The sequence below is a fragment of the Variovorax sp. Varisp53 genome (genome assembly GCF_059491555.1).
In genome coordinates, this window is record NZ_CP168512.1 from 5,970,819 (window position 1) to 5,996,162 (window position 25,344).

28 protein-coding genes and 1 pseudogene are annotated in these 25,344 nt (G+C 65.1%); 8 read left to right on the forward strand and 21 right to left on the reverse strand.

Translation table 11 applies throughout. From position 1 onward, the window contains the following. Nucleotides 1-11 precede the first annotated feature (11 nt). The 9 genes from rpmD to rplN are packed head-to-tail and all read right to left on the reverse strand — an operon-like array spanning nt 12 to nt 3,703. Complete coding sequence (gene rpmD / locus ACEOAB_RS28080; protein WP_009124818.1) at nt 12-197, reverse strand: 50S ribosomal protein L30; 186 nt, start codon at nt 195-197, stop codon at nt 12-14. Nucleotides 198-232: 35 nt separating this feature from the next. After that, a complete protein-coding gene (rpsE, locus tag ACEOAB_RS28085) occupies nt 233-751 on the reverse strand; it encodes a 30S ribosomal protein S5 (RefSeq protein ID WP_009124813.1) in 519 nt (172 codons plus the stop codon). A gap of 18 nt (nt 752-769) precedes the next feature. Continuing rightward, nucleotides 770-1,135 carry a 50S ribosomal protein L18 gene (gene rplR, locus ACEOAB_RS28090; RefSeq protein ID WP_042672913.1) on the reverse strand — a complete coding sequence of 122 codons (366 nt, stop codon included), beginning with the start codon at nt 1,133-1,135 and terminating at the stop codon, nt 770-772. Nucleotides 1,136-1,149: 14 nt separating this feature from the next. Next, nucleotides 1,150-1,683 (reverse strand): 50S ribosomal protein L6, encoded by a 534-nt coding sequence (rplF, locus tag ACEOAB_RS28095; RefSeq protein ID WP_413749359.1) that lies wholly within the window; start codon nt 1,681-1,683, stop codon nt 1,150-1,152. A gap of 24 nt (nt 1,684-1,707) precedes the next feature. Beyond that, on the reverse strand, nt 1,708-2,103 hold the full coding sequence (gene rpsH, locus ACEOAB_RS28100; protein ID WP_009124808.1) for a 30S ribosomal protein S8: 396 nt from the start codon (nt 2,101-2,103) through the stop codon (nt 1,708-1,710). A gap of 20 nt (nt 2,104-2,123) precedes the next feature. Then, nucleotides 2,124-2,429, reverse strand: coding sequence for a 30S ribosomal protein S14 (rpsN, locus tag ACEOAB_RS28105; protein WP_009124806.1), 306 nt, complete (start codon nt 2,427-2,429; stop codon nt 2,124-2,126). Between the two features lie 8 nt (nt 2,430-2,437). Further along, nucleotides 2,438-2,977 (reverse strand): 50S ribosomal protein L5, encoded by a 540-nt coding sequence (rplE, locus tag ACEOAB_RS28110; protein ID WP_413749360.1) that lies wholly within the window; start codon nt 2,975-2,977, stop codon nt 2,438-2,440. A gap of 11 nt (nt 2,978-2,988) precedes the next feature. Beyond that, nucleotides 2,989-3,321, reverse strand: a complete 333-nt coding sequence (gene rplX, locus ACEOAB_RS28115) for a 50S ribosomal protein L24 (RefSeq protein WP_009124803.1) — start codon at nt 3,319-3,321, stop codon at nt 2,989-2,991. 13 nt (nt 3,322-3,334) lie between these two features. Next, nucleotides 3,335-3,703, reverse strand: a complete 369-nt coding sequence (rplN, locus tag ACEOAB_RS28120; protein WP_009124801.1) for a 50S ribosomal protein L14 — start codon at nt 3,701-3,703, stop codon at nt 3,335-3,337. Nucleotides 3,704-3,916: 213 nt separating this feature from the next. Between rplN and ACEOAB_RS28125 the strand changes: the two genes are divergently transcribed. Then, entirely contained in the window at nt 3,917-5,080 is a 1,164-nt protein-coding gene (locus ACEOAB_RS28125) for an esterase-like activity of phytase family protein (RefSeq protein ID WP_495653265.1), read from the forward strand. Further along, nucleotides 5,077-5,934, forward strand: a complete 858-nt coding sequence (gene proC / locus ACEOAB_RS28130) for a pyrroline-5-carboxylate reductase (protein WP_413749825.1) — start codon at nt 5,077-5,079, stop codon at nt 5,932-5,934. Before ACEOAB_RS28125 ends, proC begins: the two co-directional genes overlap by 4 nt. Nucleotides 5,935-5,936: 2 nt before the next feature. Here proC and ACEOAB_RS28135 read toward each other — a convergent pair whose 3' ends face one another. The 4 genes from ACEOAB_RS28135 to ACEOAB_RS28150 form a co-directional block, all read right to left on the reverse strand. Beyond that, nucleotides 5,937-6,407, reverse strand: a complete 471-nt coding sequence (locus ACEOAB_RS28135; protein ID WP_056592814.1) for a MaoC/PaaZ C-terminal domain-containing protein — start codon at nt 6,405-6,407, stop codon at nt 5,937-5,939. A gap of 10 nt (nt 6,408-6,417) precedes the next feature. After that, the gene (gene ubiA, locus ACEOAB_RS28140; protein ID WP_495653266.1) at nt 6,418-7,317 is read right to left on the reverse strand and encodes a 4-hydroxybenzoate octaprenyltransferase; all 900 of its coding nucleotides are present in this window, start codon (nt 7,315-7,317) and stop codon (nt 6,418-6,420) included. Continuing rightward, entirely contained in the window at nt 7,307-7,882 is a 576-nt protein-coding gene (locus ACEOAB_RS28145; protein WP_009124795.1) for a Dps family protein, read from the reverse strand. The genes ubiA and ACEOAB_RS28145 overlap by 11 nt, the downstream gene beginning before the upstream one ends. A 138-nt stretch (nt 7,883-8,020) precedes the next feature. Next, the gene (locus ACEOAB_RS28150; protein ID WP_009124794.1) at nt 8,021-8,986 is read right to left on the reverse strand and encodes a LysR substrate-binding domain-containing protein; all 966 of its coding nucleotides are present in this window, start codon (nt 8,984-8,986) and stop codon (nt 8,021-8,023) included. A 238-nt stretch (nt 8,987-9,224) separates the two neighbouring features. Here ACEOAB_RS28150 and ACEOAB_RS28155 point away from each other — a divergent pair, with 238 nt between their 5' ends. Genes ACEOAB_RS28155 through ACEOAB_RS28170 form a run of 4 tightly spaced genes read left to right on the forward strand, consistent with a single transcriptional unit; the run spans nt 9,225 to nt 12,861 of the window. Next, nucleotides 9,225-9,890, forward strand: a complete 666-nt coding sequence (locus tag ACEOAB_RS28155) for a haloacid dehalogenase type II (protein WP_413749827.1) — start codon at nt 9,225-9,227, stop codon at nt 9,888-9,890. Continuing rightward, complete coding sequence (locus ACEOAB_RS28160) at nt 9,890-10,990, forward strand: phosphotransferase (protein WP_413749823.1); 1,101 nt, start codon at nt 9,890-9,892, stop codon at nt 10,988-10,990. The genes ACEOAB_RS28155 and ACEOAB_RS28160 overlap by 1 nt, the downstream gene beginning before the upstream one ends. Next, the gene (locus ACEOAB_RS28165) at nt 10,987-12,345 is read left to right on the forward strand and encodes an aspartate aminotransferase family protein (RefSeq protein WP_413749822.1); all 1,359 of its coding nucleotides are present in this window, start codon (nt 10,987-10,989) and stop codon (nt 12,343-12,345) included. The genes ACEOAB_RS28160 and ACEOAB_RS28165 overlap by 4 nt, the downstream gene beginning before the upstream one ends. 15 nt (nt 12,346-12,360) lie before the next feature. Beyond that, the gene (locus ACEOAB_RS28170; RefSeq protein WP_413749821.1) at nt 12,361-12,861 is read left to right on the forward strand and encodes an Lrp/AsnC family transcriptional regulator; all 501 of its coding nucleotides are present in this window, start codon (nt 12,361-12,363) and stop codon (nt 12,859-12,861) included. A 15-nt stretch (nt 12,862-12,876) separates the two neighbouring features. Here ACEOAB_RS28170 and ACEOAB_RS28175 read toward each other — a convergent pair whose 3' ends face one another. The 4 genes from ACEOAB_RS28175 to ACEOAB_RS28190 form a co-directional block, all read right to left on the reverse strand. Beyond that, nucleotides 12,877-13,857: a threonine ammonia-lyase gene (locus ACEOAB_RS28175; protein ID WP_413749820.1), complete on the reverse strand. Its 981-nt coding sequence runs from the start codon at nt 13,855-13,857 to the stop codon at nt 12,877-12,879. Continuing rightward, complete coding sequence (locus tag ACEOAB_RS28180; RefSeq protein WP_413749819.1) at nt 13,854-14,846, reverse strand: ornithine cyclodeaminase family protein; 993 nt, start codon at nt 14,844-14,846, stop codon at nt 13,854-13,856. The genes ACEOAB_RS28175 and ACEOAB_RS28180 overlap by 4 nt, the downstream gene beginning before the upstream one ends. Before the next feature lie 449 nt (nt 14,847-15,295). Next, nucleotides 15,296-16,564, reverse strand: a complete 1,269-nt coding sequence (locus ACEOAB_RS28185; protein WP_413749818.1) for a hypothetical protein — start codon at nt 16,562-16,564, stop codon at nt 15,296-15,298. Between the two features lie 163 nt (nt 16,565-16,727). Next, entirely contained in the window at nt 16,728-18,962 is a 2,235-nt protein-coding gene (locus ACEOAB_RS28190; protein WP_495653267.1) for a LamG-like jellyroll fold domain-containing protein, read from the reverse strand. Nucleotides 18,963-19,201: 239 nt separating this feature from the next. Between ACEOAB_RS28190 and ACEOAB_RS28195 the strand changes: the two genes are divergently transcribed. Continuing rightward, entirely contained in the window at nt 19,202-19,420 is a 219-nt protein-coding gene (locus ACEOAB_RS28195) for a hypothetical protein (protein WP_413750775.1), read from the forward strand. Between the two features lie 72 nt (nt 19,421-19,492). Continuing rightward, nucleotides 19,493-20,137, forward strand: a pseudogene (locus ACEOAB_RS28200) (Bug family tripartite tricarboxylate transporter substrate binding protein); the annotation flags it as partial. Between the two features lie 75 nt (nt 20,138-20,212). Here ACEOAB_RS28200 and ACEOAB_RS28205 read toward each other — a convergent pair. The 4 genes from ACEOAB_RS28205 to ACEOAB_RS28220 all read right to left on the reverse strand — a co-directional run bounded on the left by ACEOAB_RS28205 (nt 20,213) and on the right by ACEOAB_RS28220 (nt 25,336). Then, on the reverse strand, nt 20,213-21,004 hold the full coding sequence (locus ACEOAB_RS28205) for a transporter substrate-binding domain-containing protein (protein WP_413750778.1): 792 nt from the start codon (nt 21,002-21,004) through the stop codon (nt 20,213-20,215). A 243-nt stretch (nt 21,005-21,247) separates the two neighbouring features. After that, nucleotides 21,248-22,978, reverse strand: a complete 1,731-nt coding sequence (locus ACEOAB_RS28210; RefSeq protein ID WP_413750776.1) for an acetyl/propionyl/methylcrotonyl-CoA carboxylase subunit alpha — start codon at nt 22,976-22,978, stop codon at nt 21,248-21,250. 10 nt (nt 22,979-22,988) lie between these two features. Then, the gene (gene pxpB / locus ACEOAB_RS28215) at nt 22,989-24,569 is read right to left on the reverse strand and encodes a 5-oxoprolinase subunit PxpB (protein ID WP_413750779.1); all 1,581 of its coding nucleotides are present in this window, start codon (nt 24,567-24,569) and stop codon (nt 22,989-22,991) included. Nucleotides 24,570-24,571: 2 nt separating this feature from the next. After that, a complete protein-coding gene (locus ACEOAB_RS28220; RefSeq protein ID WP_495653268.1) occupies nt 24,572-25,336 on the reverse strand; it encodes a LamB/YcsF family protein in 765 nt (254 codons plus the stop codon). Between the last annotated feature and the right edge of the window lie 8 nt (nt 25,337-25,344).

Genomic DNA, 25,344 nt, shown 5'->3' on the forward strand with positions numbered 1-25,344 from the left:
ATCAGTCTCTCTTACAGAACCTTGACCAGATAACTGATCTTGTTGATCATGCCGCGCACCGCCGGGGTGTCCTGCAGCTCGCTCACGCTGTTGAGCTTGCGCAGGCCGAGGCCACGCACGGTCGCGCGATGCGATTCCTTGGTGCCAATCGGGCTCTTGACCAGTTGCACCTTGAGGGTTTGTTGTTGCGTCGTCATTTGAATGCTTCCTTCAGCCTTGCGAGAGCTTGCGCTCAGGCGAAGATTTCTTCGACGGTCAGGCCGCGCTTGGCAGCCACATCGGACGCGGTCGTCGAGTTCTTCAACCCGTCGAGCGTGGCGCGAACCATGTTGTAGGGGTTCGACGAACCATGGCTCTTGGCCACGATGTCGGTGATGCCCATGACTTCGAACACGGCGCGCATCGGGCCGCCGGCGATGATGCCGGTACCCTTCGGTGCGGGGATCATGACGACCGAAGCGGCGCCATGGTGACCCGTCACGCGGTGGTGCAGCGTGCCGTTCTTGATCGGAGCCTTGAACAGGTTGCGACGGGCTTCTTCCATTGCCTTCTGCACTGCAGCAGGCACTTCCTTCGACTTGCCCTTGCCCATGCCGACGCGGCCGTCGCCGTCGCCCACGACGGTGAGTGCTGCGAAACCGAGGATACGACCACCCTTCACCACCTTGGTGACGCGGTTGATCGCGATCATCTTCTCGCGCAAACCGTCTTCAGGGCCTTCGTTCTGCGTTCTTGCTTGAATCTTTGCCATTTTGAATCTCGTGTCCGGTTAGAACTGCAGACCGGCTTCGCGAGCCGCCTCGGCCAGCGCCTTGACGCGGCCGTGGTACGCAAAACCTGCGCGGTCGAAGGCGACCTTCTCGACGCCGGCAGCCTTCGCCTTTTCAGCGATGCGCTTGCCGACGGCGGTGGCAGCAGCGGCATTGCCGCCCTTGCCCGAACCGCCGAGCGAGGTACGCACTTCGGCTTCGGCCGTCGATGCGGTTGCAATCACCTTGGTGCCGTCGTCGGAGATGACGGTGGCGTAGATGTGCAGGTTGGTGCGGTTCACCGTCAGACGGGCCACGCCCTGCGTCGCAATGCGGATGCGGGTCTGGCGCGAGCGGCGAAGACGCTGTGCTTTTTTGGTCAACATCATTTTGCTGCCCCTTACTTCTTCTTGGTCTCTTTGATCACGATCTTCTCGTCCGAATAACGGATGCCCTTGCCCTTGTAAGGCTCAGGCGGACGAACAGCGCGGATCTCAGCGGCGATTTGACCAACGCGCTGACGGTCAGCACCCTTGATCACGATTTCGGTCGGGGTCGCGGTGACCACCGTGATGCCTTGCGGCATGTCGATGTTGACCGGGTGCGAGTAACCGACTTGCAGGTTCAACTTGTTGTTGGAGGCTGCAGCCTTGTAGCCGACGCCGACCAGGTTGAGCTTCTTCTCGAAGCCCTTGGTCACGCCAACCACCATGTTGTTCACCAGCTGACGGATCGTACCGCTCATCGCATTCGCTTCGCGCGATTCGTTGGCGGGTTCGAAATTCAGCTTGCCGTCATTGCTGACGATCTTGACCAGTGCATTGCGTGCGAGGTTGAGCGTGCCGCCCGTGCCCTTGACGCTGATCTGGTCTTCCTTGATCGACACATCCACGCCAGCGGGGATGGTGATCGGCATTTTTCCTACTCGGGACATTTCAGTAACTCCTCGATGTCTCGGTTAGGCGACGTAGCACAGGACTTCGCCGCCGACACCGGTGGCGCGTGCCTTGCGGTCGGTCATCACGCCTTGGGGGGTCGTGACGATCGCAACGCCGAGGCCGTTCTGGACTTGCGGAATGGAAGAGCTTGCCTTGTAGACGCGCAGGCCGGGGCGGCTCACGCGCTCGATGCGCTCGATGACCGGACGGCCAGCGTAGTACTTCAGAACAATTTCAAGTTCGCTCTTGCCGGCTTCGGTCTTGACCTGGAAGCCGTCGATGTAGCCTTCGTCCTTCAGAACTTGTGCGATCGCGACCTTCACCTTGGAAGACGGGACCGACACGGTGGGCTTCGCCACCATCTGCGCGTTACGGATACGCGTCAGCAGGTCGGCAATGGGATCACTCATGCTCATGTTGTTTGCTCCTGCCTGGCTTACCAGCTGGCCTTGGTGACACCGGGGATGTCGCCAGCGAAGGCCAGTTCACGGATCTTGGCGCGAGCCAGACCGAATTGACGGAAGGTGCCGCGGGGGCGACCAGTGATTTCGCAACGGTTGCGCTGACGCGTGGGGTTCGCGTTGCGCGGGAGCTTCTGCAGGCCCAGGCGGGCAGCAGCGCGCTCTTCGTCGGTCTTCTTCACGTCGTTGGAGATTGCCTTCAGTTCCGCGTGCTTCGCAGCGAACTTGGCAACCAGCTTGTCGCGCTTGAGTTCGCGCTGGATCAGGGATTGTTTTGCCATGATTCGCCTCAGTTCTTGAACGGGAAACGGAAACCAGCGAGAAGCGCCTTGGCTTCTTCGTCGGTCTTGGCCGTCGTCGTGATGCTGATATTGAGACCGCGCAGGGCGTCAACCTTGTCGTACTCGATCTCAGGGAAAATGATCTGTTCCTTGACGCCGATGTTGTAGTTGCCACGACCGTCGAAGGCACGACCCGAAATACCGCGGAAGTCACGAACGCGCGGCAGCGCGATGGTCACGAAACGGTCCAGGAATTCATACATCTGAACGCCGCGCAGCGTGACCATGCAGCCGATCGGTTGCATTTCGCGAATCTTGAAGCCGGCGATGGCCTTCTTCGACTTGGTCACCACGGGCTTCTGGCCAGCGATCTTGGTCAGGTCGGCGACAGCGTTGTCGAGAACCTTCTTGTCGGCGACTGCCTCACCCACACCCATGTTGAGCGTGATCTTGGTGAGGCGCGGAACCTGCATCGGCGACTTGTAGCCGAACTTTTCCGCCAGGTCTTTCGCGATCTTTTCGCGATAGTGTTGTTGGAGACGTGCCATGTGAGTACCTCTTAGGCGAACTTGATTTCGTCGCCGCTCGACTTGAAGACGCGAACAGCCACGCGCTTGCCGTCGGCACCCTGGGTGATCTTGATGCCCACGCGATCGGCCTTGCCGGTCGCAGCATTGAAGATCGCCACGTTGGATTGGTGAATGGGCATGGACTTCTCGACGATGCCACCGGTCGTACCCTTGAGCGGGTTCGGCTTAGTGTGCTTCTTGACGAGGTTCAGGCCTTCGATGACGACGTGCGAGTCGTCCTTGCGCAGCGAGATGACGCCCCGCTTGCCCTTGTCACGACCGGCCAACACGATGACCTGGTCGCCTTTGCGAATCTTGTTCATGGCGTTGTTGTCCTTACAGAACTTCGGGTGCCAGCGACACGATCTTCATGAACTTCTCGGTGCGCAGTTCGCGCGTGACCGGTCCGAAGATGCGGGTGCCGATGGGCTCCAGCTTGGCGTTGAGCAGCACGGCGGCATTGCCGTCGAACTTGACGAGCGAACCGTCGGCGCGACGGATGCCCTTGGCGGTACGGACCACCACTGCACTGTAGATCTCGCCCTTCTTGACGCGACCACGTGGAGCGGCTTCCTTGATGCTGACCTTGATGACGTCGCCCACGCTGGCGTAACGCCGCTTGGAGCCACCGAGCACCTTGATACACAGGACGGATTTCGCGCCCGTGTTGTCGGCCACTTCGAGCCGGGATTCAGTTTGGATCATTTCTTGATATTCCCAACTTGTACCGATGCGCCTCCAGGAGGGAAGCACCGCGGTCAGTCTTGGGCCCGTCGTCCATGCCTCGAACCACTCGAGGCACTTCCGCTTTGGGCTGAAAGCTTCGCCTTTTGAAAGCGAAGCCAGCGATTGTGGCACGCACTACTGCCGATGTCAACAACCCCATTACATCACCGCGCTGGCACTAGACTCCGGGCGGTGCGCGACACCCTGAATTTCTACTTTTCGCAGCCGAAGCGTCGGCGCGTGCTGGCGGGCGCGGCCGGCCTGCTGGCGCTGGGCCTGGCCGGCTGCAGGAGCGCGGCGCCGAACCCGGATCCCGGCCGGCTGCGGCGCATCGCGGAGGCCCGCTGGCCGCACCACTCCAATATAGAGGGCACCGTGGCCGGAGGCCTCTCGGGCATCGACTACGACCCGATCCGAGGTGAGTACCTGCTTATCAGCGATGACCGGTCGGACCTCGCGCCTGTGCGCTACTACATCGCCCGATGGCCCCAGCCGCAGGCCGCCCGCCCCGAACCCCTCGGCGTGGTGCAGTTGCAACGCCCCGGCGGCGGCCCCTGGCCCAACCGGCGCCGGGCGGTCGAGGGACTTCCGGTTCCCGACCCCGAGGCATTGCGGCTGCGGCCCGCAACCAACACCCTGCTGTGGACCAGCGAGGGCGACATCGCCCGCGGCTTCGGCCCGGCGCTGTACGAATCGGCCCGCGACGGCCGCTTTCTGCGCGAATTCCCTCTCCCGGCCATGTTCAGGCCCGACCCGGCCCAGCGCCGCGGCCCGCGCGACAACCTGACGCTCGAAGGACTCGCCCTCGCACCCGATGGCCGCTTCGCTTGGCTCGGCATGGAAAACGCCCTGATCCAGGACGGCCCCGAGCCCACCACCGGCGCCCCCGGCGGGCCCTGTCGCTTCACCCGAATCGATCTGGAAACCGGCCAGGCTGACCGCCAGATCGCCTACGTTCCCGACGCTATTCCCCTGCGCCCGCTGATTCCCGGCAGCTACGCCGACAACGGCGTGAGCGAGATCCTGATGCTCGATGCAGACCGCATGCTGGTGCTGGAGCGCGCCTACGCCACCGGCGCCGGCAATTCGCTGCGCCTGTATGAAATCGACACCCGTGCCGCCAGCGACGTGCTCGCCATCGACGCACTGGCGCCGGGCAACCACCGGCCGGCGGCCAAGACCCTGGTGGCCGACTTCGCCGCGCTCGGCCTGTCACGCCTCGACAACACCGAGGGCATGTGCTGGGGACCGCCCCTGCCGGACGGCAAGCGCATGCTGGTGGTCGTGAGCGACGACAATTTCAATCCGCTTCAAATCACCCAGTTCGCCGCCTTCGAATACGCCGACCGACCATGACCATCGCCGTGACCTTCCTGCCCCGCACCGGCCCCGCGCCGCTGCCCCCCGTCGCCTTCATCGGAGGCGGCAACATGGCCAGCGCCATCATCGGCGGCCTGATCCAGCAAGGCACTCCGGCGGATGCGTTCGAGGTGGTCGAGCCCTTCGAGGAGGCCCGCACGAAGCTGGCCCAGTCATTCGGCATCGTCGCGAAGGCCGAGGCGGGCGAGGCGCTGTCGCGCTGCGGGGTGGTGGTGTGGGCGGTCAAGCCCCAGGCCTTTGCCGAAGCTGCCCGACCGGTGCGCGACTTCACCAAAGACGCGCTGCACCTGAGCGTGGCCGCGGGCATCCCGTCCGACAGCATCGCCCGCTGGCTCGGCACCGAGCGCGTGGTGCGCGCCATGCCCAACACGCCGGCACTCGTGGGCAAGGGCATGACGGGCCTGTACGCCCGACCCGGCGTCGAAGGGGCCGACCGCTCGCTGGTCGGGCAGCTGCTGGCACCGACCGGCGAGCTGATCTGGGTCGACACCGAATCGGCACTCGACGCCGTGACCGCCATGTCAGGCTCGGGCCCGGCGTACGTCTTCTATTTCATCGAGGCGATGACCGAAGCCGGCGTCGAGATGGGCCTGACGCCCGAACAGGCCCAGCGGCTGGCCATCGGCACCTTCACCGGCGCCTCGGCGCTGGCGCACAGCGCGACCGAACCGCCGTCGGTGCTGCGCGAGCGCGTGACCTCCAAGGGCGGCACCACTTACGCGGCCATCACCTCGCTGCAGCAGGCCGACGTGAAGGCGCAGTTCAAGACCGCGATCCGCGCGGCGCAGAAGCGCGCCGCCGAACTGGGCGAGGAATTCGGCCGCGGCTGATTTCAGGCCGGCGGCAGTGCGCCCGGCCCAAGGAAGAACAACCACTCGGCGGCCAGCGTGACGGTGCCGTCTTCCAGCTCGAGCAGGACTTCCTCCTTCACCATGAAGCTGTCGCCGGGCTTGGGCGTCACGTCCATGATGCGCACGCGCGCCCGGAAGCGCGCGCCCACCGGCATCGGTCGCACGAAGCGCAGGCGGTCGAAGCCGTAGTTCAGTGCGTGGTTCGAATCGAAGGGCAGCAGCGTGCGCATGGCCTCGCCGGTCAGCCGGACCAGGTGCGAGACCTGGAAGAAGCCCTGCACGATGGTGCCGCCGTAGTCCGCCTCGCGCGCCGCGCGCTCGGGATCGAGATGGATCCACTCGCCTTCGCCGTCGCCCGACAGTTCCGAATAGCGCTGGACCATCTCCTGCGTGATGCAGTGCCATTCGGAGAAGCCCTCCTGGCCGATCTTTCGCTTCAACTGTTCCAGCATGCGGGCACTCTCAGCGGACGGCGTAGCCGGCCACGACGCCGGCGAACACCGTGAAGCCCAGCCAATGGTTCAGGCGGAAGGCCTTGAAGCAGCCCTCGCGCGTGCGCTCGCGGATCAGCCGCCAGTGCCACAGCGCCTGCACCGCGGCCGCGGCGATGCCGGCGTAGAACAGCGTGCCCAGCGAGCTGCTCGCGCCGGCCCAGGTCCAGACCGCAAGGAAGATCGCGTAGCTCGCCATCACCGCCGCCACATCGAAGCGGCCGAAGGTGATGGCCGAGGTCTTCATGCCGATCTTGAGGTCGTCGTCGCGGTCGACCATCGCGTACTCGGTGTCGTAGGCCAGCACCCAGAACAGGTTGCCCGCCAGCAGCCACGCGGCGAAGACCGGCACGGTGGACTGCACCGCCGCGAAGGCCATCGGAATGCCGAAGCTGAAGGCAATGCCCAGCACCGCCTGCGGGACCGAGACGAAGCGCTTGGCAAACGGGTAGATCAGCGTGATGGCCAATGCCGCGAACGACCACAGCACCGTCGTGCGGTTGGTCGTGAGCACCAACCCGAAGGCCGCCAGCGCCAGCACCACGCCCAGCCCCAGCGCCTCCTTGACCGACATCGCGCCGCTGGTGACGGGCCGCTGCGCGGTGCGCTTCACATGGCGATCGAAGTCGCGGTCGGCCACGTCGTTGACGCAGCAGCCCGCGCTGCGCATGAGGAAGGAGCCGAGCGCGAATACCACCAGCAGAAGCCAGCCGGGCCAGCCGCCGGCCGCGAACCAGAGCGCGCCCAGCGTGGGCCACAGCAGCAGCAGCCAACCCGCCGGACGGTTCCAGCGGATCAGGTCGAGGTACAACGCAAAACGCCCGCGAGGCGGCGCGGGCGCGGTGGTGGGGGGAGCGGACTCAGTCTTCAAGGAGCGAACGCAGCATCCAGGCCGTCTGATCGTGCACCGTGCAGCGCGCGGTCAGCATGTCGGCCGTCGGGTCGTCGCCTGCTTCTTCGGCGACCGGAATGAATTCGCGCGCAATGCGCGACACGGTTTCGTGGCCCTTCACCAGGATGCGCACCATCTCCATCGCCTTGGGCGGGGTCTGCGGCACGTCGGGCACGGTGGCAATCTTGCTGAACTCGGCGTACGAGCCCGGCGCGTAGTGGCCCAGCGCGCGGATGCGCTCGGCCAGCACGTCGGTCGCGCCCCACAGCTCGGTGTACTGGCCCATGAACATCGCATGCAGCGAGTTGAAGTGCGGGCCGGTCACGTTCCAGTGGAAGTTGTGCGTGGTGAGGTAGAGCGTGTAGGTGTCGGCCAACACGCGGCTCAGGCCTTCGGCGATGGCGGCGCGGTCCTGGCGCTCGATGCCGATGTTGATGATCGGCGCATTGCGGCTGCCCGACTCCTGCGCGACCACCGTGCCGCCCTTCTTGGGCACCTTGCCGGCGGAGGACGCGGACGACGATTTCTTCGAGGCTTTGGCCATGGCGGGAAGTCTTTCTTCAAATTGGGAGGGTGGACACCCGATTTTGAAAGCCGGCATGCGGCTTCGCAACAGCGCCACTCTATCTCAGCGATCAACGATTCAGAACGGCCGGCGCGTAGGCCAACCCCGCAAATGCCGCTACGAAAGGCGCTTCACGCCCGGCAGCTCGCAGGCATAGATCGCGTTGCGCAGTGCCGCGATGGCCTCGTAGCGCGTGAAGGTGCGCCGCCATGCGAGCACCACGCGGCGCGTGGGCGGGTCGCGGTCCTGCGCATCGCGCACCGGCAGGTAGCGCACCATCTGCTCGAGTTCCTTGCGGCCCTTGAGCTTCGGCTTGAGCGCATCGGCCGGCACCGACAGGCGCGGCACCAGCGTCACGCCCATGCCCGAGGCCACCATGTGCTTGATGGTCTCCAGCGACGAGCCTTCGAAGCTCTTGCGGATGCCCTCTGCGTTGCTGGAAAAGCGCGCGAACTCCGGGCACACCTCCAGCACGTGGTCGCGAAAGCAGTGGCCGGTGCCCAGCAGCAGCATGGTCTCGCTCTGCAGTTCTTCCGAGGTGATCGATTCGCGGTCGGCCAACTTGTGCTTGTTGGGCAGCGCCGCCATGAAGGGCTCGTCGTACAGCGGCGCCATCGCGAGGCCGGTGTCGGGAAAGGGCTCGGCCATGATGGCGCAGTCGATCTCGCCGGCGCGCAGCATCTCGAGCAGCTTGACGGTGAAGTTTTCCTGCAGCACCAGCGGCATCTGCGGTGTGCGCGCGATCACCTGGCGCACGAGGTCGGGCAGCAGGTACGGCCCGATGGTGTAGATCACGCCGAGGTTCAGCGGACCGGCCAGCGGGTCCTTGCCGCGCTTGGCGATCTCCTTGATGCTGGCCGCCTGGTCGAGCACGCTTTGGGCCTGCTGCACGATCTGCTCGCCGAGCGGCGTGACGGTCACTTCGCCGGCACTGCGCTCGAAGAGCTTGACTTCGAGCTCGTCCTCGAGCTTCTTGATCGCGACCGACAGGGTCGGCTGGGAAACGTAGCAGGCCTCGGCCGCCTTGCCGAAGTGCCGTTCGCGGGCCACTGCGACGATGTATTTGAGTTCGGTGAGAGTCATAGCTTGCGTCAATTATGCGCAAGGGTTTGTGACCCGACCGTATAGGGCTTTAGAAGCCCCTGACAGAGATTCGAAATCTACGAGGATCGGCAAGAACACGCTTCAATCCCGAACCACTCAAAAATGCCAGGCCCTCTGCGGATTGACAAAGAAACTGCTTGGGTCCCATTGCGATACGGCATCTCCTGCAAAGGGGGCAAACCTAGACTTGCTCCATCTCAACGCAGCGGGCGCGCCCATGATGTTCAAACCAAAATTTATCAGCTTCGATTGCTATGGAACGCTCATCAATTTCGAGATGGGCCCGACGGCAAAAGTCCTGTTCAAGGACCGCGTGCCGGTCGACCGGATGCCGGCGTTCCTGGACAGTTTCCGCGCCTATCGCCTTGACGAGGTACTGGGCGACTGGAAGCCGTTTTACGACGTGGTGGCGAACTCCATCCAGCGTGCCTGCAAAGCGCACGGTATCGAATACCTGGCATCGGATGCTCTCTCTCTGTACGACGCGGTGCCGACCTGGCAGCCTCATCCAAACGTGGTCGAGGTGCTGGAGGCGATCGCGCCGCACGTGCCGCTGGTGATTTTGTCGAACTCGATGGTCGACCTCATCCCTCGCAGCGTCGCGCATCTCAAGGCCCCTTTCCATGCGGTCTACACCGCCGAGGAAGCGCGCGCGTACAAGCCGCGCATGCAAGCCTTCGAATACATGTTCGACGAACTCGGCTGCGGGCCCGATCAGATGATGCATGTCTCGTCGAGCTTCCGGTATGACCTGATGACAGCGTCGGACCTGGGCTTCATGGCCAAGGCTTTCATCGACCGTGGTCACGAGCCCACGTCAAGCGAATATGGCGTGAGCCGCTTGACCGACGTTCGTCAGCTTCCTGCTCTGCTCGGACTCTGATGGCCAGCCTGCACCTCCACCCTGGACCCCGGGTGCCCGAGGGGCGCCCGACCGAGGCCGCCGCGCTGAGCACCCCGGCGCCCGACCTGGCGCCGGCCGAGGTGCAGGCGCTGGTGGAACGCCTCTACGGCATCCATGGCGTGGTGAAGTCGCTGGCCGGCGAGCGCGACCAGAATTGCGCCGTGGAGTCCGCCGACGGCACGCGCTACGTGTTCAAGATCAGCAACCCCTCCGAGCCGGTATCGCTGGTCGATTTCCAGATCGCTGCCATCGAGCACATCGCCCGCACATCGCCCGGCCAGCCTGTCCCTCGCGTCGTTCAGACTGCAGACGGCCGCGCACGTGAAACCGTGACGCTCTCCGACGGCGCCCGGACCACCGTGCGCATGCTCACTTACCTGGAGGGCATCCAGGTCCGGGAGACACAGCGCACCGCCGCACAGCGCGTGGCGATGGGCAAGGGTCTGGCCGAACTGAACCTTGCCCTGCAGGGCTTCACGCACCCTGCGGCCATGCACGACCTGTTGTGGAACGTGTCGGCCGCGCACCGACTGACCGTCCAACTCGACAGCCTGGTCGAAGGACCGCAACGTGCGCTGGCCCGATCGTTCATGACGCGCTTCACCGAGCATGTGCTGCCCCGCCTTGCGTCGGTGAGGGCGCAGGTGATCCACAACGACTATCACCTCTACAACGTGCTGGTCGCGCCGGATGATCAGGCGCGCATCACCGGCATCATCGATTTCGGCGACATGCTCCATGCGCCACTGGTCGGCGAGGTGGCGACGGCGGCCGCCTTCCACATGGCCGGCAGCGCCGACCCGTTCGAAGGACCGGCGCAGTTCGTCGGCGCCTACCAGGCCGTCCTGCCATTGACCGAGCCGGAGCAGGACATCGTCGCCGACCTCATGGCAACACGCCACCTCATCACGGCGCTGATCTCGGAGTGGCGCGCCCTGCGCTATCCCGAAAACCGCAGCTACATCATGCGCCACAACCCCGCGGCGTGGGAGGCACTGTCACAGATGGCAGACCTCTCGCGCCATGAAGCGCGCGACCGCTTGTTGACGCCATCACGACGAAACGGAACCTCCCCATGAAAGCCACTGCTGACCTCAACATGGTCAACGCCTACATCCCCGGTCGCGCCAACGTCGGCCCCGTCACCGAGGCAATGATCGAGCGGCGCAATGCGCTGCTCGGCCCGGCCTACCGGCTGATGTACGAACACCCGCTGCACATCGTGCGCGGCGACGGTGTGTGGTTGATGGACCCGGAAGGCCACCGATACCTCGACGTCTACAACAATGTCACCTCGCTCGGTCACTGCCACCCCGCAGTGACCGAGGCGATCTGCCGCCAGGTGCAGACGCTTGCGACCAATACGCGATACCTCCACGACACCATCCTCGAGCTGGCGGAGCGCCTGCTCGCCAGCGTGCCCGGCACGGACCTCGCCCATCTGATGCTGACCTGCACCGGCAGCGAGGCCAACGACCTGGCCTATCGCATCGCCAAGGTACGCACCGGCGGCACGGGTGTGATCGTCACCGACACGGCCTACCACGGCATCACCGACGCGGTGTCGCAGTTCTCGCCATCGCTCGGCGTGAGCGTCGCCCTTGGTCCGCACGTTCGCCTGGTGCCGGCGCCACGCCTGTACCACGCCGAAGGCACTGACCTTGGCGAGCGCTTCACGCGCGACGTCGAGGCGGCTATCGCCGACCTGCAGCGCCACGGCATCAAGCCGGCGGCCTTGATCGTCGATTCGCTTTTCACCAGCGACGGCATCCTGCCCGGGCCTGCGGGCTTCCTGAAGGGAGCGGTCGAGGCGATCAAGCGCGCTGGCGGCCTGTTCATCGCCGACGAAGTGCAGCCCGGCTTCGGCCGCACGGGCGAGCACATGTGGGGCTTCCAGCGCCACGGCCTCGTTCCTGACATCGTCACCATGGGCAAGCCGATGGGCAACGGCCAGCCGATCGCGGGCCTCCTCGCGACAGCCGATGCCCTGGCGGAATTCGGCAAGAACTCCCGCTACTTCAACACCTTCGCCGGCAACACGGTCTCATGCGCGGCCGCCTTGGCAGTGCTGGAGACCATTGAGCGGAGCCAACTGGTGCCGCACGCAGCCAAGGTCGGCAAGGTGCTGCTCGACGGCATCGTGGGGCTCGGCGCGAAGCACGAGGCCATCGGCGACGTGCGGGGGGCAGGGCTTTTCGTGGGCGTCGAGCTCGTATCGGATCGGACGACGCGGGCGCCGGACCGCGGCCTTACCAGCCAGGTGGTCAACCTGATGCGCGACAAGGGCGTGCTGCTCAGCGCCTGCGCCCAGGGGCACAACGTGCTGAAGATCCGCCCGCCGCTGGTGCTCACGGCGGAGCAGGCCGGCATGGTTATCGAGGCGCTCGACGAATCGCTCACCGAGGCGAAGCGCGGGTCGCCGGGCTCGCGTTGACGGTACGATCACTCCATGAGATCAGCAGTTTCGTTCGACCGGTTCGACCTCAAGATCCTGGTGCATCTCCATCGCGAGGGGCGCTGCTCGAACGTCGATCTGGCCGAGTCCATAGGCCTCAGCCCCAGCCCGTGTCTCATGCGCACCAAGCGGCTGGAGGAGACCGGGCTGATCCGCGGCTACAGCGCCGACATCGCGCTGGAAAGGCTTGGAGATCACGTCATCGTGTTCTCGGAGGTCACCCTCGGCAGCCACCGACCGGATGATTTCCGCAGATTCGAGGAAGCCGCCGCGAAGTACGAGGAGATCGTCGAGTGCTACAACGTGAGCGGCGGCTATGACTACCTGCTGAAGATCGTGGCGCCCGGCGTCGGCTATTTCCAGGCGCTGATGGAAAAGATGCTGGAAGACGACATCGGCATCGAGCGCTTCGCCAGCCGGATCGTGCTGCGCCAGTCGCTGGGCCGGCGCGGGTATCCGCTGCGCATCATTGCGACCCAGAAACGGTGGGATTGATGGTTGCGGGCCGACCTATTCAGCGCGCTGGTATATCTCGGCGAGGTCGCACAGGTCCCAGTTTCCGCCTGTCAGAACCACACAGACTTTTTCGTCCGGCCTGACCTTCACGCTACCGGCCAGCAGGGCACCGATGCCGATGGAGGCCGCAGGTTCCGCGATCAGCTTCGCATCCTTGGCCAGCGTGCGCATGCCCGCAATGATGTGTTCGTCATCGACAAGAACGATCTCGTCCACATACTTCTCGATGATGGGGTAGGGGTTCTGCCCCGGAACACTGATTCGCAAACCATCCGCAATGGTGTTCTTCAGCGGGAGCGATATGCGTTCCTGGTTGATCCGGCTGTGAAAGTACTTGGGTGTCAGGGCAGGTTCGGCGCCGATCACGCGCACCGAGGGCCTGGTTTCCTTGATGGCGGTAGCGATCCCGGAAATGAGGCCGCCGCCACCCATGGGAATGATGACCGTGTCGACATCGTCCAGGTCTTCCAGAATTTCGCAGCCAATGGTTCCCTGGCCGGCCATGACCAAAGGATCCTCGAAGGCGTGCACAACCGAGTAGTGATTTTCTTCGGCGATTTCGTAAACCTTCTTCCATCGGGCGGCGGTATCGCCATCAAACAGAACCACTTCTGCGCCGAGCGCCTTCGTATTCTCGATCTTGATCTTGGGCGTGGTCACTGGCACGACCAGGATCGCCTTCACACCCAGCATCCGAGCGGCATAGGCAAGCCCTTGCGCATGGTTGCCCGAAGAGGTGGCGATGATGCCGTTGGCGATCTCGTCCCTTGGAAGCGACAGCGATTTGTTCAAGGCGCCCCGGATCTTGAAGGCCCCCGTGATCTGCAGCATTTCCGGCTTCAGATAGACATGGCATCCCAAGGCGTTCTCCAGCTTTTCCGCGCGCAACAACGGCGTGCGTCTGATGTGCGGTTTCAGCCGTGCCCGGGCTTCGTGGATGTCCTGCAGGGTGGGGTGTTCGAGCATGGTCGTCATTGAAAAAACTCGAAGGCGGTGCCAGTGTTGCCGGCGATGGCGTTCCGATAGATCCTGCTCGACGTGGTGTTGTCCTGTATGGCCATGCCCGTCGAGTCGAAGATGGTGATCTCTTCGTCGTTTTCTCTGCCTGGCTTCTGGCCCAGCAGGATTTCACCAATTTCTGCGTGGATGTCTGCCTGGGTGATGATGTTGTGATGAAGCGGGTGCCAGGTTTCACCCTTTTCAATGCACTGCGCCATGGAGTCGTTGACGATCCTGGCATTCCTGAAAATCTCCGGCGCCAGCTCCTGCTTGCCTTGCGTGTCCGTACCGATGGCGACGATGTGCGTGCCGGGTTTGACCCAATCGGCCTCCACCAGCGAGCCCTTTCCGCGGGTCGTGGTGACCAGGATGTCGGCCTGTTCAACCGCCTCCTTTTTGGAGTGGGCCATCACCACCGGAATGCCGAACTCGCTTTCGATGTCCGCCTTGTATCGGGACAGCGTCTCGGGGTGGTTGTCCCACGCGTGAATCTCCTCGATCTTCATCACCTCGTGGATCGCACGGATTTGCATGCGGGCCTGATTGCCGGTGCCGATCGAGGTGACTTTTCTTGCATTCTTTCTGGCCAGCACTTTCACTGAAACGGCGCCTGCCGCCCCGGTTCGCAGGCCCGTGATCAAGCTTCCGTCCATGACGCACACCAGGGCGCAGCTTCTGGCATCGAACAGAAGGATGGTGCCCATGCCGCTGGGCACGCCGTGCTCCGCCGGGTTGTTCGGGAATCCCCCGGATGAGGCCTTCATGGAGATCACCTCATTGGTTTTGTAGTAGCCCAACTTGAAGTCGATTTCGCCGCGTGGTGTCGGAAGATGAATCTCGACATAGCCAGGCTGCACCACCTGCTGGCTGTTGAAGGCTTTGTATGCCTCTTCCACCGTCTCGATGACTTCCTTCATGGAAATCAATTGGCTGACTTCCTGTTTTTTCAACAGCAGCGTTTTCATTGAGGTGGCCTCTGTATTCTCGAATTGGGGGGATGAGTTGGATGACTGATGCTAGGCATTAAGGCCCGGCATTTGTGCCCATAAGCGCCCCTCAGGCCGCAGCAAATTGCAAAACCAAGAGGCCCCGCAGACGATGCCTGCAGGTTGCGGGCACCCCCCCCCGTTCACCGCTGGTGCGAAGCCGCGATGTCGTCCAAGACAAGCACCAAAGCCCGCCGTTTTCTTCTCGCATTCCGCTACTTCCGTGGCCGACGACGGGTGGCATGGCCCGTTGGCGAACCCCACCGTGGCTGTTCAAGGCGCGGCGGGTGGCACTACCAGGTCTCTTTCGGCATAGCGCCGCATCGTGGTGACGTCTTCGATTGCAGGCATGCGGTCGGAATCGCTGTCGAGATATGCCTATGGTGTCGTGAACGCCATTGCACCCGCCCCCCTTCGACAGAAAACCGCTACTTCAAGGCAGCACCGCTTCCCGCGAGGTACTGCGCTGAAAGACGCGCGAACTGGCCGCCATCCGTGCTGATCGAGGTCTGGTGGCTGCCGCCCGCGCTGAAGACGATCGCGAAGGTGTGCATGTCGGCGTATTCCTGGGTGTTGCGCAACATGTAGTCGACATGGTTGTCGCGGTAGTGCTGGTCGGTGCCGCCGGGTGTGTCGGAAGGCACGCCCATCGGTGTCTGCCACCACAGGATCGGCAGGCCGTTGCCCAGCGCCGCGCGGTAGTCCGAATACTGCTTCTGCGAATCGTGGAAGTTCGGGCTGGTCTTGTTGCTCGCGTCCCAATAGAACGGAGCGCTTCCGTTCTGGCATTCCGCGGGCGGCGATGCGACTTCCCTGCAGCCCGCGTCGCGGTCGCTGGTCTGTGCGACGATGAAGTCGGCCTGGTTCGCGCCGGCGGCCCGCATCATCGCGGCGACCTCGACGGGCGTGCCATTCCAGAAAGCGGGCGGGAACCCGATCAGCGTCTTCGGCGCAACCTTGCGGCCCATCTGCACGAAGCACTGGCCGAGGCCCGCGACGGTGTCGGGCAACGTGCTGCATTCCGGCTGGCCGCTCACGGCGGCGGCCATCTTCGTCAGATCGCGACCAGGCGCCTGCGACGCGGCGAAGCCCCAGAAGTCCGGCTCCACATTGACCAGCGCAGGCTTGCCCCATTCCGCGATGCGCTGGTACATCAAGCGGACTTGGCCCCAGTACTTGTTCATGAAGGTCGCGTCGCTGATGCCGCTCAGGTTGCCCTCGCCGTTCGCCGTCATCTGGTAGAGCGTGAACATGGGAACCGCACCATAGGCCTGGGCGGCCTGCGCGGTGAAGGTGACGTAGGCCCCATCGGGACTGTTCCACGTGGGCCACGAGCCCGGGCCGACGCCCACCAGGTACTGATCCACGATGTCGGGGTGGATGTCCTGGCTCTTCATGTCGTCAATGGAAGTCGATCCCAGGCCAACCAACACGCGAGAGGGCTTGCCGAGCTTCGCGACCAGGGCTGCCGACGCTGCAACGGGTGCAGCGTCGCCGCCCGGGTTGCCCGTGGTGCCACCACCGGTCTGGGTGCCACTTCCGGTCGTGCTGCCACTGCCGCCTTGGCTGCCGCTCTGGCCGGCATTGGATGGACCGCCGCTGCCGGACTGGCCTGTCGGGCTGCCGACCAACGCAACGCCGGCTCCGCTACCGCCCCCGCCTCCGCCGCCACAGCCGAAAAGCAGCAGCGAAGTCATCAGTGCGCAAGCGCATCGTTGAGAAGCAAAGTTCATGGGAAAAGTCTGTTTAGGAGGAAGAAAGCCCCGGCGCGCCCCGAAAGGCGCGCGCGGGTCGGTTGAAATTCAGGGTGGGTTGCGCCGCGCGGCTATCCGTCAGCCGTCAGCCGTCAGCCGTCAGCCGTCAGCGGGCGAGGTTCGCGATGAAGGCCGCGTCCTGCGCGCCGCTGTAGATGCGGAAGTCCTGCATGCGGCCCTTGAAGTACGGGTCGCCGCCGTACTGGGAGCGGCCCAGCCATGTCCGGGTGGTGTTGCCCAGCTGGAAAGGATTGATCCAGATGTCGTCCGCGGTGGCGACCTGCGCGCCGTCCATGTAGAGCGTGCCTGTGGTGCCAGAGAGCGTGACCGCCAGGTGCACCCAGCGCCCGGTGGGCGTCTCGCCGCCGGCGACCGACTCTTCCTTCCAGAACTGATTGCGCGAGGCTGAAAAGCGCAGCTGTTTGTTGCCATCGCGCAGGATCAGGATCATGTAGGCCACGTCGTTGGAGCCGAAGTCGAAAACGCGCGCGATGACCGACGCGGTATCCCAGTAGACCCACACCGCGATCGTGAAATCGCCCAGGGCCGACACGGCTCCGTCGGGCAGCTGTATATGGCCGCTGCGGCCATCGAGCTGCACGGCGCTTCCGCCGTTGCGCCCTTCGCCCCAGCTCGTGCCGCCCTTCAACTGCGCGTTCAGGCCGCGGCCGCTGGCGTCGTTGGCATCGCCGTTGAGCGGCAAGTGCAGCCACAGCTCGCCCGGAACCGCCACGCGCAAGGTATCCGCACCGGTGATCTCGCCAGCGTCGGTCACCGCGTCGATCCGGTAGTACCAGGTGCCTTGGCCGGGATCGTCGGTGTAGGTGCGCGGTTCGGTGACCGGCGCGAGGGTCGTGAACGGACCGTTCGGCGAAGCCGCGCGCTGCACGAGGTACTGGGAAGCGCCCGCGGTGCCCCACCAGGACAGCTGCACCTTTCCGTCGTTCAGGAATGCGCTCAGCCCGCTGGGCCTGGCGGGAGGAACCGGATCGCGCGCATAGAGCAGCGTGCCCATGCCCGGCTGGTCGCCGCCGTCGACGCGTTCGGGCCGGATCTTGTCGAGCATCGCCTTGGTCCAGGGTGCCGAGAGTCCCTTGCGGCTCACATAGTGGCTGTAGATGAGGTCCCAGTTGGGCCGCAGGCTGTTCGTGCCCGCAGCAGCAGTCCCTTCTCCGTGGACGCCGTTGTAGGGCGCGAACGGCATCGTGTACAGCGCGTTGCCATTGGTATCGGCCAGGTTCGTCTTGGCCACGTACTCCGCGCCGGCCAGCAGCCGGTTGTTCCAATAGCCGAAGAGGTCCTCGCCCTGGTTCCAGGCCATTTGGCACAGCATGCCGGCCAGAGAGATGCCGAGGGTCGAGTGGCCCTGGTCGCGATGGCTCTCCTGCCACTGCCCCAGATAGCCAGGATGCACGTGGTAGACGTTGTTGGCGCTCGCACCGCAGCCGCGGCCAGCCTTGTAGTAGTTGCTCGCCTCGGCGACCAGGTCGGGTCGATCGCAGAACACGCCGATCGCGTAGATGGCGCAGATGTTGGCCAGGTCCCAGTTGGCCCAGTAGTGGGTGACCTTTCTGGTCTCCGTGCCGTTGTGGTTGACCAGGAAGTCGTGGGCCTTCGGGTAGAACACGTTCAGCAGCATGGCCTGGAAGCGCGCGACGTCTTCCTTCGCCCAGCCGGGGTAGGTCCGCATCAGTTCCGCGGCATTGGCCCACTGGGCGCCATAAAGGCCGGAGGCCAGGTAGACGTTCGAGTTGCCGCCCAGCTCGGTCAAGGTCGACGACCATGCATTGAGGAACTCCACCGCCTTCTTCGCGTAGGCCTCGTCGTTCGTGATCTTCCAGCGCAATGCGAGATGAAGGGCGCGCACAAAGTCGCCGATCATCTGGCCGTAGTTCTCGCCCTCGACGCCGCGTATCACCACCGCCAGGGGGCGCGGCTTCGCATCGAGGTTGGTGTTGTTCGTCTTGAGCATCATGTTCAAGCCGCCCACCCAGGGCTCCGCCTTGGCGGCCAGCTTGTCACGGATGCGCTGCAGATCGTCTTCCGTGACCAGCAGGCCCGGGTGCACGATCTTGCGTACTTGGGGCTCAGGGGTGGTCGGCTCGGGCGCTGGGGTTTCGGGAGTAACGGGGGTGCCGGGGGTATTGGGGGAATCGACACCGGCAACCGCAGCGGGTGTCAGCTGCGGCGGCGTCTGCTGCGCGGCCGCCCCACCTATGGGCGAGAAGCTGCTGCTCTGACTTCCTCCGCCGCAGGCCGTCGTTCCCAGTGCCAGCGCACTCGCCGTACCAAGGAAGAAGGTGCGTCGACCCAGCAGAAAGTCGCTCTTGTCGTCGCTCATGAATGTGTCATCTTTCGTGAGTGTGTAAAGAAATGATTCCGCAATCTGCGTGCCACTCGTCCCGATCGCTCGATGCGATTGAATTGGTAAATCCGATGGATGCATTGCGCGCGGCGCGAGCGACATGCACCGACAGGAAGTGACATTCGTTGTCACCTGCGATGCGCGCAAGGCCACTGAATGTCATCGCTCGCCGTCTTGCTCGTGCATGTTCGACTGGCACGATCAGCGGCTTCGCCATGCAGCGCTCGGATGCGAGCTCACAGCTCGATCAGGTTGCGGAGTTCACTCCCAAGTTCGCGCAGGGCTCGACTCGCGCCGGCACCTGCTTGTCTGAGGAAAGAGCCGATCCTGAAGCCGGACCGGACTGGCTGGAGGGAACCTCCATCGAGGCGACTAGTGTGGCCTACAAGATGAAGAAGTCGCCCGCCGGATTGCCTCTGAAAATGAGCGGCTGAATTTCATTTTCGGAATGACGCATGCGCCGGTTCACAAATGCATCGCCGCGGCACGGTGCGACACCTTCTTCAATGAACCGCGACCGCACTGGGTCGATATGCATTGGCGGGGTGCCCGACGGCCACACGCTGATGTTCGGCTATGTCGGCACGCATGCGATGAATCCCGCCCTGCAGAGGCTGGACTACGATCCGGTCGCCAACTTCGAACCCGTCCGGCTCGTCGGTTCTTCCTCGACCTTGATGGTCACTCACCCGGGCGGGGGAATACTGGACGTGCACCAGTTGGTCGCGCAGCTGAAGAAAACGCCTCGCAGCCTGCGCTACGCATCGGCCGGCGACGGGACGCCGCCGCATTTCGCTGCCGAGCTCTTTCAGCTCAGCAGCGGGACTTCGATGGCCAGCACGACCTACGAGGGTGCCGCACCTGCAATCGCGGAAGCGGTCGAAGGTCGCTCGCAGATCATGTTCCCCAGCTTGTTCACGGCATCTCCATTCATCCGGACGGGTCAGCTGCGCGCCTTGGCTGTGGCAGGCCCGAAGCGCCTGGATGCTCTTCCTGGCGTGCCGACACTTGCAGAGCTAGGCATCGCGGGAGTGGATGTCGTCCAATGGTATGGGCTGTTTGCGCCGGCCGGCACGCCTCCTGCAGCCATCGCGCGCCTCAATCAAGCCCTCAACAAGGTGCTGACCGATCCGGAAGTTGTCCAACGCTTTGGAAGCCATGGGGCGCTGGCCGAACCGGGCAGATCCGACGCGCTCGCACAAAGGATGCAATCGGATCTGGAAGATCTACTGCGGCAGATCGCCCGCCGGGCGCTCCAGCCATTTCATCGACAACTTGTCCAGTTCGCCGTTCTTCTTCGCCTCGTCGATGATGCCGTTCACTCTCTGCCGCAACGCATCTTCGCCCTTGGCCACCCCGACGTAGTTCGGGCTCTCTTTCAACAGCAGCTTGTAGGTGATGCCAAGCGAGGGGTTGCTGGTCATGACGGTGTTCGCGACGGATGCCCCCGTGGCGATCAATTGGGCCTGTCCGGACACGAAGGCCGCAACGGTTCTGGTGTTGTCGTCGAAGCGCCTGATGTCGGCACCCGCTGGCGCAACCTTGTTGAGTTCCTGGTCTTCGACCGAACCGCGCGTGACAGCGATCGACTTCCCCGACAGGTCGGCGAAGCTCTTGATGTTCAAGGCCTTCGCGCCGAAGATGGCTTGATAGAAAGGCGAATACGCGGCGGCAAAGTCGATCTGCTTCTCGCGGTCCGGGTTCTTGCCCAAGGTGGCAATGACCAATGCAGCTTTTCTTTTCTGCAGATACGGAATGCGATTGGCGCTTGTCACGGGTATCAGGTCGACTTCCACGCCGAGCTTGGCCCCGATGTAGTTGGCCATGTCGATGTCCAAGCCATGCATCTTGAAGTCCCGGTCCATGGATCCATAAGGCGGGAAATCAGGAGGAACCCCGATCGCGATCTTCTTGTTCTTCAGGATGGTGTCCAACGCGCTTTGCGCATGGACTGCGCCGGTTGCCATGAGACCGCTGAGCGCGAGTCCCAGAACGATTTGCAATCTGCTGAATTTCATGATTCCTGAATAAAGAAGAGTATTTGTGGGTTTGATCTCGAGCGCACGCCTGGCCGCCAAAAGGCCATGCCAGCCCCGAGTCGCACGAATCATGCCAGTGGTATACAAGGCTCATGCACCCATGTCGAAAACAAATGTGGTGCGCAAGATGCAGGCCGCCCCGATTCGGGGATCGCTGCCCCCATATTGGGGACGCGTCAGCGGCGGCTAGGTTTTCATCACTGCCCAAGCCGGCTCGCGATGTCAGCCGATGGTTGCAATGGCGGCGCCAGCGGCCACGTATCCGCCCGCAACAACCGAGAAAGCGATGCGCCCCGCCCGGTGCGCGAGCACCTGCATTTCCATCTTCATCGCCTCCATCACGGCGATGACGCTGCCCGCCGCGACCTCGTCGCCATCGGCCACCTTCCAGCCCTGCACCGTGCCCGACACCGGCGCGGCCACGGCGGCGGCGTCTGCCACTGCTGGTTCTGCCGTGGCGATGCCCGCACCGCCAGCAGCCGCAGACGACAAACCACTCAACAGCACGGCCGGCAGGCCCAGCGACATCCGTCGCCCATCCACTTCGATCGCCGTGCGCAGCAGCGCCGTGTCGGGCATCGGGTCGGGCCGCATCGCAGCGGCCTCGCCGTTCGCGAAGTCGGTCTCTATCCAGCGCGTGTGCACCTTGAAGGCATCGCCCGACACGAAGTCGGGGTGCGCCATCACGGCGCGATGGAATGGCAGCACCGAGGGCACGCCCTCGATGCGGAACTCCTTCAGCGCGCGCCGCGCCCGCGCGATGGCCTGCTCGCGCGTGGCGCCGGTGACGATCAGCTTGGCCATCAGCGAATCGAAGGTGCCCGGCACCTGCGAGCCGCCATCGACGCCGGCATCGACGCGCACGCCGGGGCCCGAGGGCGCGTCGAACACCTTGACCGGCCCCGGCGACGGCAGGAAGCCGCGCCCCACGTCTTCGGCATTGATGCGGAACTCGAAGGCATGGCCGCGCGGCGCGGGCGTCTGCGTGATCGACAAGGGCAGTCCCTCGGCAATGCGCAGCTGCTCGATCACGAGGTCGATGCCCGTGGTTTCCTCGGTCACCGGATGCTCGACCTGCAGCCGCGTGTTCACTTCGAGGAAAGAGATCGCACCGCTCGCGCTCAGCATGAACTCGACCGTGCCTGCGCCCGTGTAGCCGGCCTCCGCGCAGATGTCGCGCGCCGACTGGTGGATGCGTTCTCGCTGCGCGTCGCTGAGGAAAGGCGCGGGCGCCTCTTCCACCAGCTTCTGGTTGCGCCGCTGCAGCGAGCAATCGCGCGTGCCGAGCACCACCACGTTGCCGTGCGTGTCGGCCAGCACCTGCGCCTCGACGTGGCGCGGGCGGTCGAGGAACTGCTCGACATAGCACTCGCCGCGGCCGAAGGCCGTCACCGCCTCGCGCACCGCCGATTCGTAGAGGCCTTCCACCTCGTCGAGCCGCCACGCCACCTTGATGCCGCGGCCGCCGCCGCCGAACGCGGCCTTGATCGCGACCGGCAGGCCGTGCTTCTCCGCGAACGCAAGCACCTCGCCCGCGTTGCCCACCGGATCGGCCGTGCCCGCGACCAGCGGCGCACCGACCTTCATCGCGAGCTTGCGGGCCTGCACCTTGTCGCCCAGCATCGCGATGGCGGCCGGCGACGGGCCGACCCAGGTAAGGCCGGCGTCGATGACGGCCTGCGCGAACGCCGCGCTCTCGGAGAGAAAGCCGTAGCCCGGGTGCACCGCGTCGGCGCCGCAGCGCGCGGCCACCGCCAGCAGCTTGGCGATGTTCAGGTACGTGTCGGCCGGGCGGTCGCCGCCCAGGCCATAAGCCTCGTCGGCCATGCGCACGTGCAGCGCATTCAGGTCGGCATCGGCGTACACCGCGACCGACTGCACGCCGTGGTCGGCACAGGCACGCGCGATGCGCACGGCGATTTCGCCGCGGTTGGCGATCAGGAGTTTTTTCATCGGAATGCTTTCACGAAGCGATGGGCGCGGCCAGCGGGTTGAAGCGGACGCGGGCGTTGATGGGGATCTGCCCCGCGCGGTCGAGGTGATAGGTGGCGACGGAGGCGATCACGGGATAGCCGCCGGTCAGCGGATGGTCGGCCATGAACAGCACGGGCTGGCCGCTGGGCGGCACCTGGATCGCACCGCGGGCCGTGCCCTCGCTGGGCAGCTCGGCGTGGTTGGCGCGTGCCAGCGGCTCTTCGCCGGCGAGGCGAATGCCCACTCGGTTGGACTGCGGCGTGACCACCCACGGCTGACTGCACAGAAGCGCGAGCGCATCGGCCGTGAACCAGTCGGCGCGCGGGCCGGGCACGATGTCGAGCACGACTTCTTCCTGCACGGTGGGCAAATCTGTCGGCGGTGTTTCAGGTGCGCCGACCACGGCACCCGCGACCACCGCGCGCACGGACAGCAGGTCGCCCGCGGCGATGGCGGCCGGGCCGATGCGAGCCAGCGTGTCGGTCGAGAGGCTGCCGAGCACCGGCGCGATGTCGAAGCCGCCGCGCACAGCGAGGTAGCTGCGGATGCCGGCGCACGGCTCGCCCAGCGCCAGCATGTCGCCGTCGGCCAGCGCGATGGGCTGGTAGCGCGGCAGCGGCCATTTCGTGCCGTCGGCGCGGGTCAGCATGACGGGCCCGTCGGCGCCCGTGATCGCCACCACCGCTTCGCCACGGCAGGCGAACTGGAAGCCGCCATGGGCGATCTCCACGCACGCCGTGTCCGACGCGTTGCCGACCAGCCGGTTGGCGGCCTGCAATGCACGCTGGTCCATCGCACCGGAGGCAGAGACGCCCTGCCGGGCCTGGCCAGGGCGGCCACCGTCCTGCAGCAGCGCCTGGAGCCCCGCTGCGCGAATCTCGAAGGCGCAGCTGCCCTCCACTGCGGCGAGCCGCGAAGGTGCGGGCGCCACGGCCACGGGCTCGTCGGCCCTCGGTTGCGCCGCGGCATCCACGAAACGCACCGTGTCGCCCGGCTGCAGCAGCGCGGGCGTCTCGCGCGACAAGTCCCACATCGGCGTATCGGTGGTGCCGATGATCTGCCAACCGCCGGGGCTGGCCTGCGGATAGACGCCGCTGAAGCTGCCCGCCAGGCCGACTGCGCCCGCTGGGATGCGCGTGCGCGGCACCGGGCGGCGCGGCACGTTCAGGCTCGGGTGGCCGCCCGACAGGTAGGCGAAGCCCGGTGCGAAGCCGGTGAAGGCGACCGTGTAGTCGCTGCCGGTGTGGCGGCGCACCACTTCCTCGGGCGCGATGCCGAGCAGGCTGGCCACTTCAGCCAGGTCTTCGCCGTCGTAGCGCACGGGAATCTCGATGCGCTTGTCGATGCGCGTCTCGCGCGCGTCGAGGCTGCGCTGCCCGACCCGCCGCACGAGTTCGTCAGCCGCAATCGCGGCCGGACGGAAAGTGATCAGCAGCGTGCGCGCGGCGGGCACCAGTTCTTCGATGCCGGCGACAGGCTCGGCGCGCAGCGAGGCCAGCAGCGCGAGGGTCTGCGGCAGGTCGTCGAGTTCGACCAGCACCGCATTCAGGTTGACGGGCAGGAAGCGCATCGTCATGCAGCGTCCACGAACGGGCGGATAGTCACGCCCGCCTGCTCCAGCCGCGCGCGCACCTGGCGCGCCATCTCGACCGCGCCCGGGCTGTCGCCATGCACGCAGACCGACTCGGCCTCGATGCGCACCGTGCTGCCGTCGATGGCCGTGACCACGCCCTCGGTGGCCAGCCGCAGCATGCGTTCGGCCACTTCATCGGCGTCGTGCAGCACCGCACCGGGTTCGCGGCGCGACACCAGCGTGCCCTGCGGCGTGTAGGCGCGGTCGGCAAAGGCCTCGGCCACCGCGCGCAGGCCTTCGCCGCGCGCCCAGCCCAGCAGCGGCGAACCCGCGAGCGCGACCAGGCACAGGCCGGGATCGATCTCGCGGATGGCGGCGATCACGTCGCGCGCCTGGCGCTCATCGTGGGCGATGGTGGTGTAGAGCGCGCCGTGCGGCTTCACGTAGCTAACCGTGGTGCCGGCCGCGGCGGCCAGGCCTTTCAGCGCGCCGATCTGGTAGATGACGTCGGCGCGCAGGTCGGTGCTGTCCACGTCCATGTTGCGGCGCCCGAAGCCCACGAGGTCGCGGTAGGCCACGTGGGCGCCGATCGCAACGCCGCGCGCCTTCGCCTGGCGCAGCGTGCGCAGGATGCCTGCCGGGTCGCCCGCATGGAAGCCGCAGGCCACGTTGGCGCTGCTCACGAGGGAAAGCATGGCGGCGTCGTCGCCCATGCGCCATGCGCCCAGGCTCTCGCCGAGGTCGCTGTTCAAGTCGATGTTCATGTTCGTCC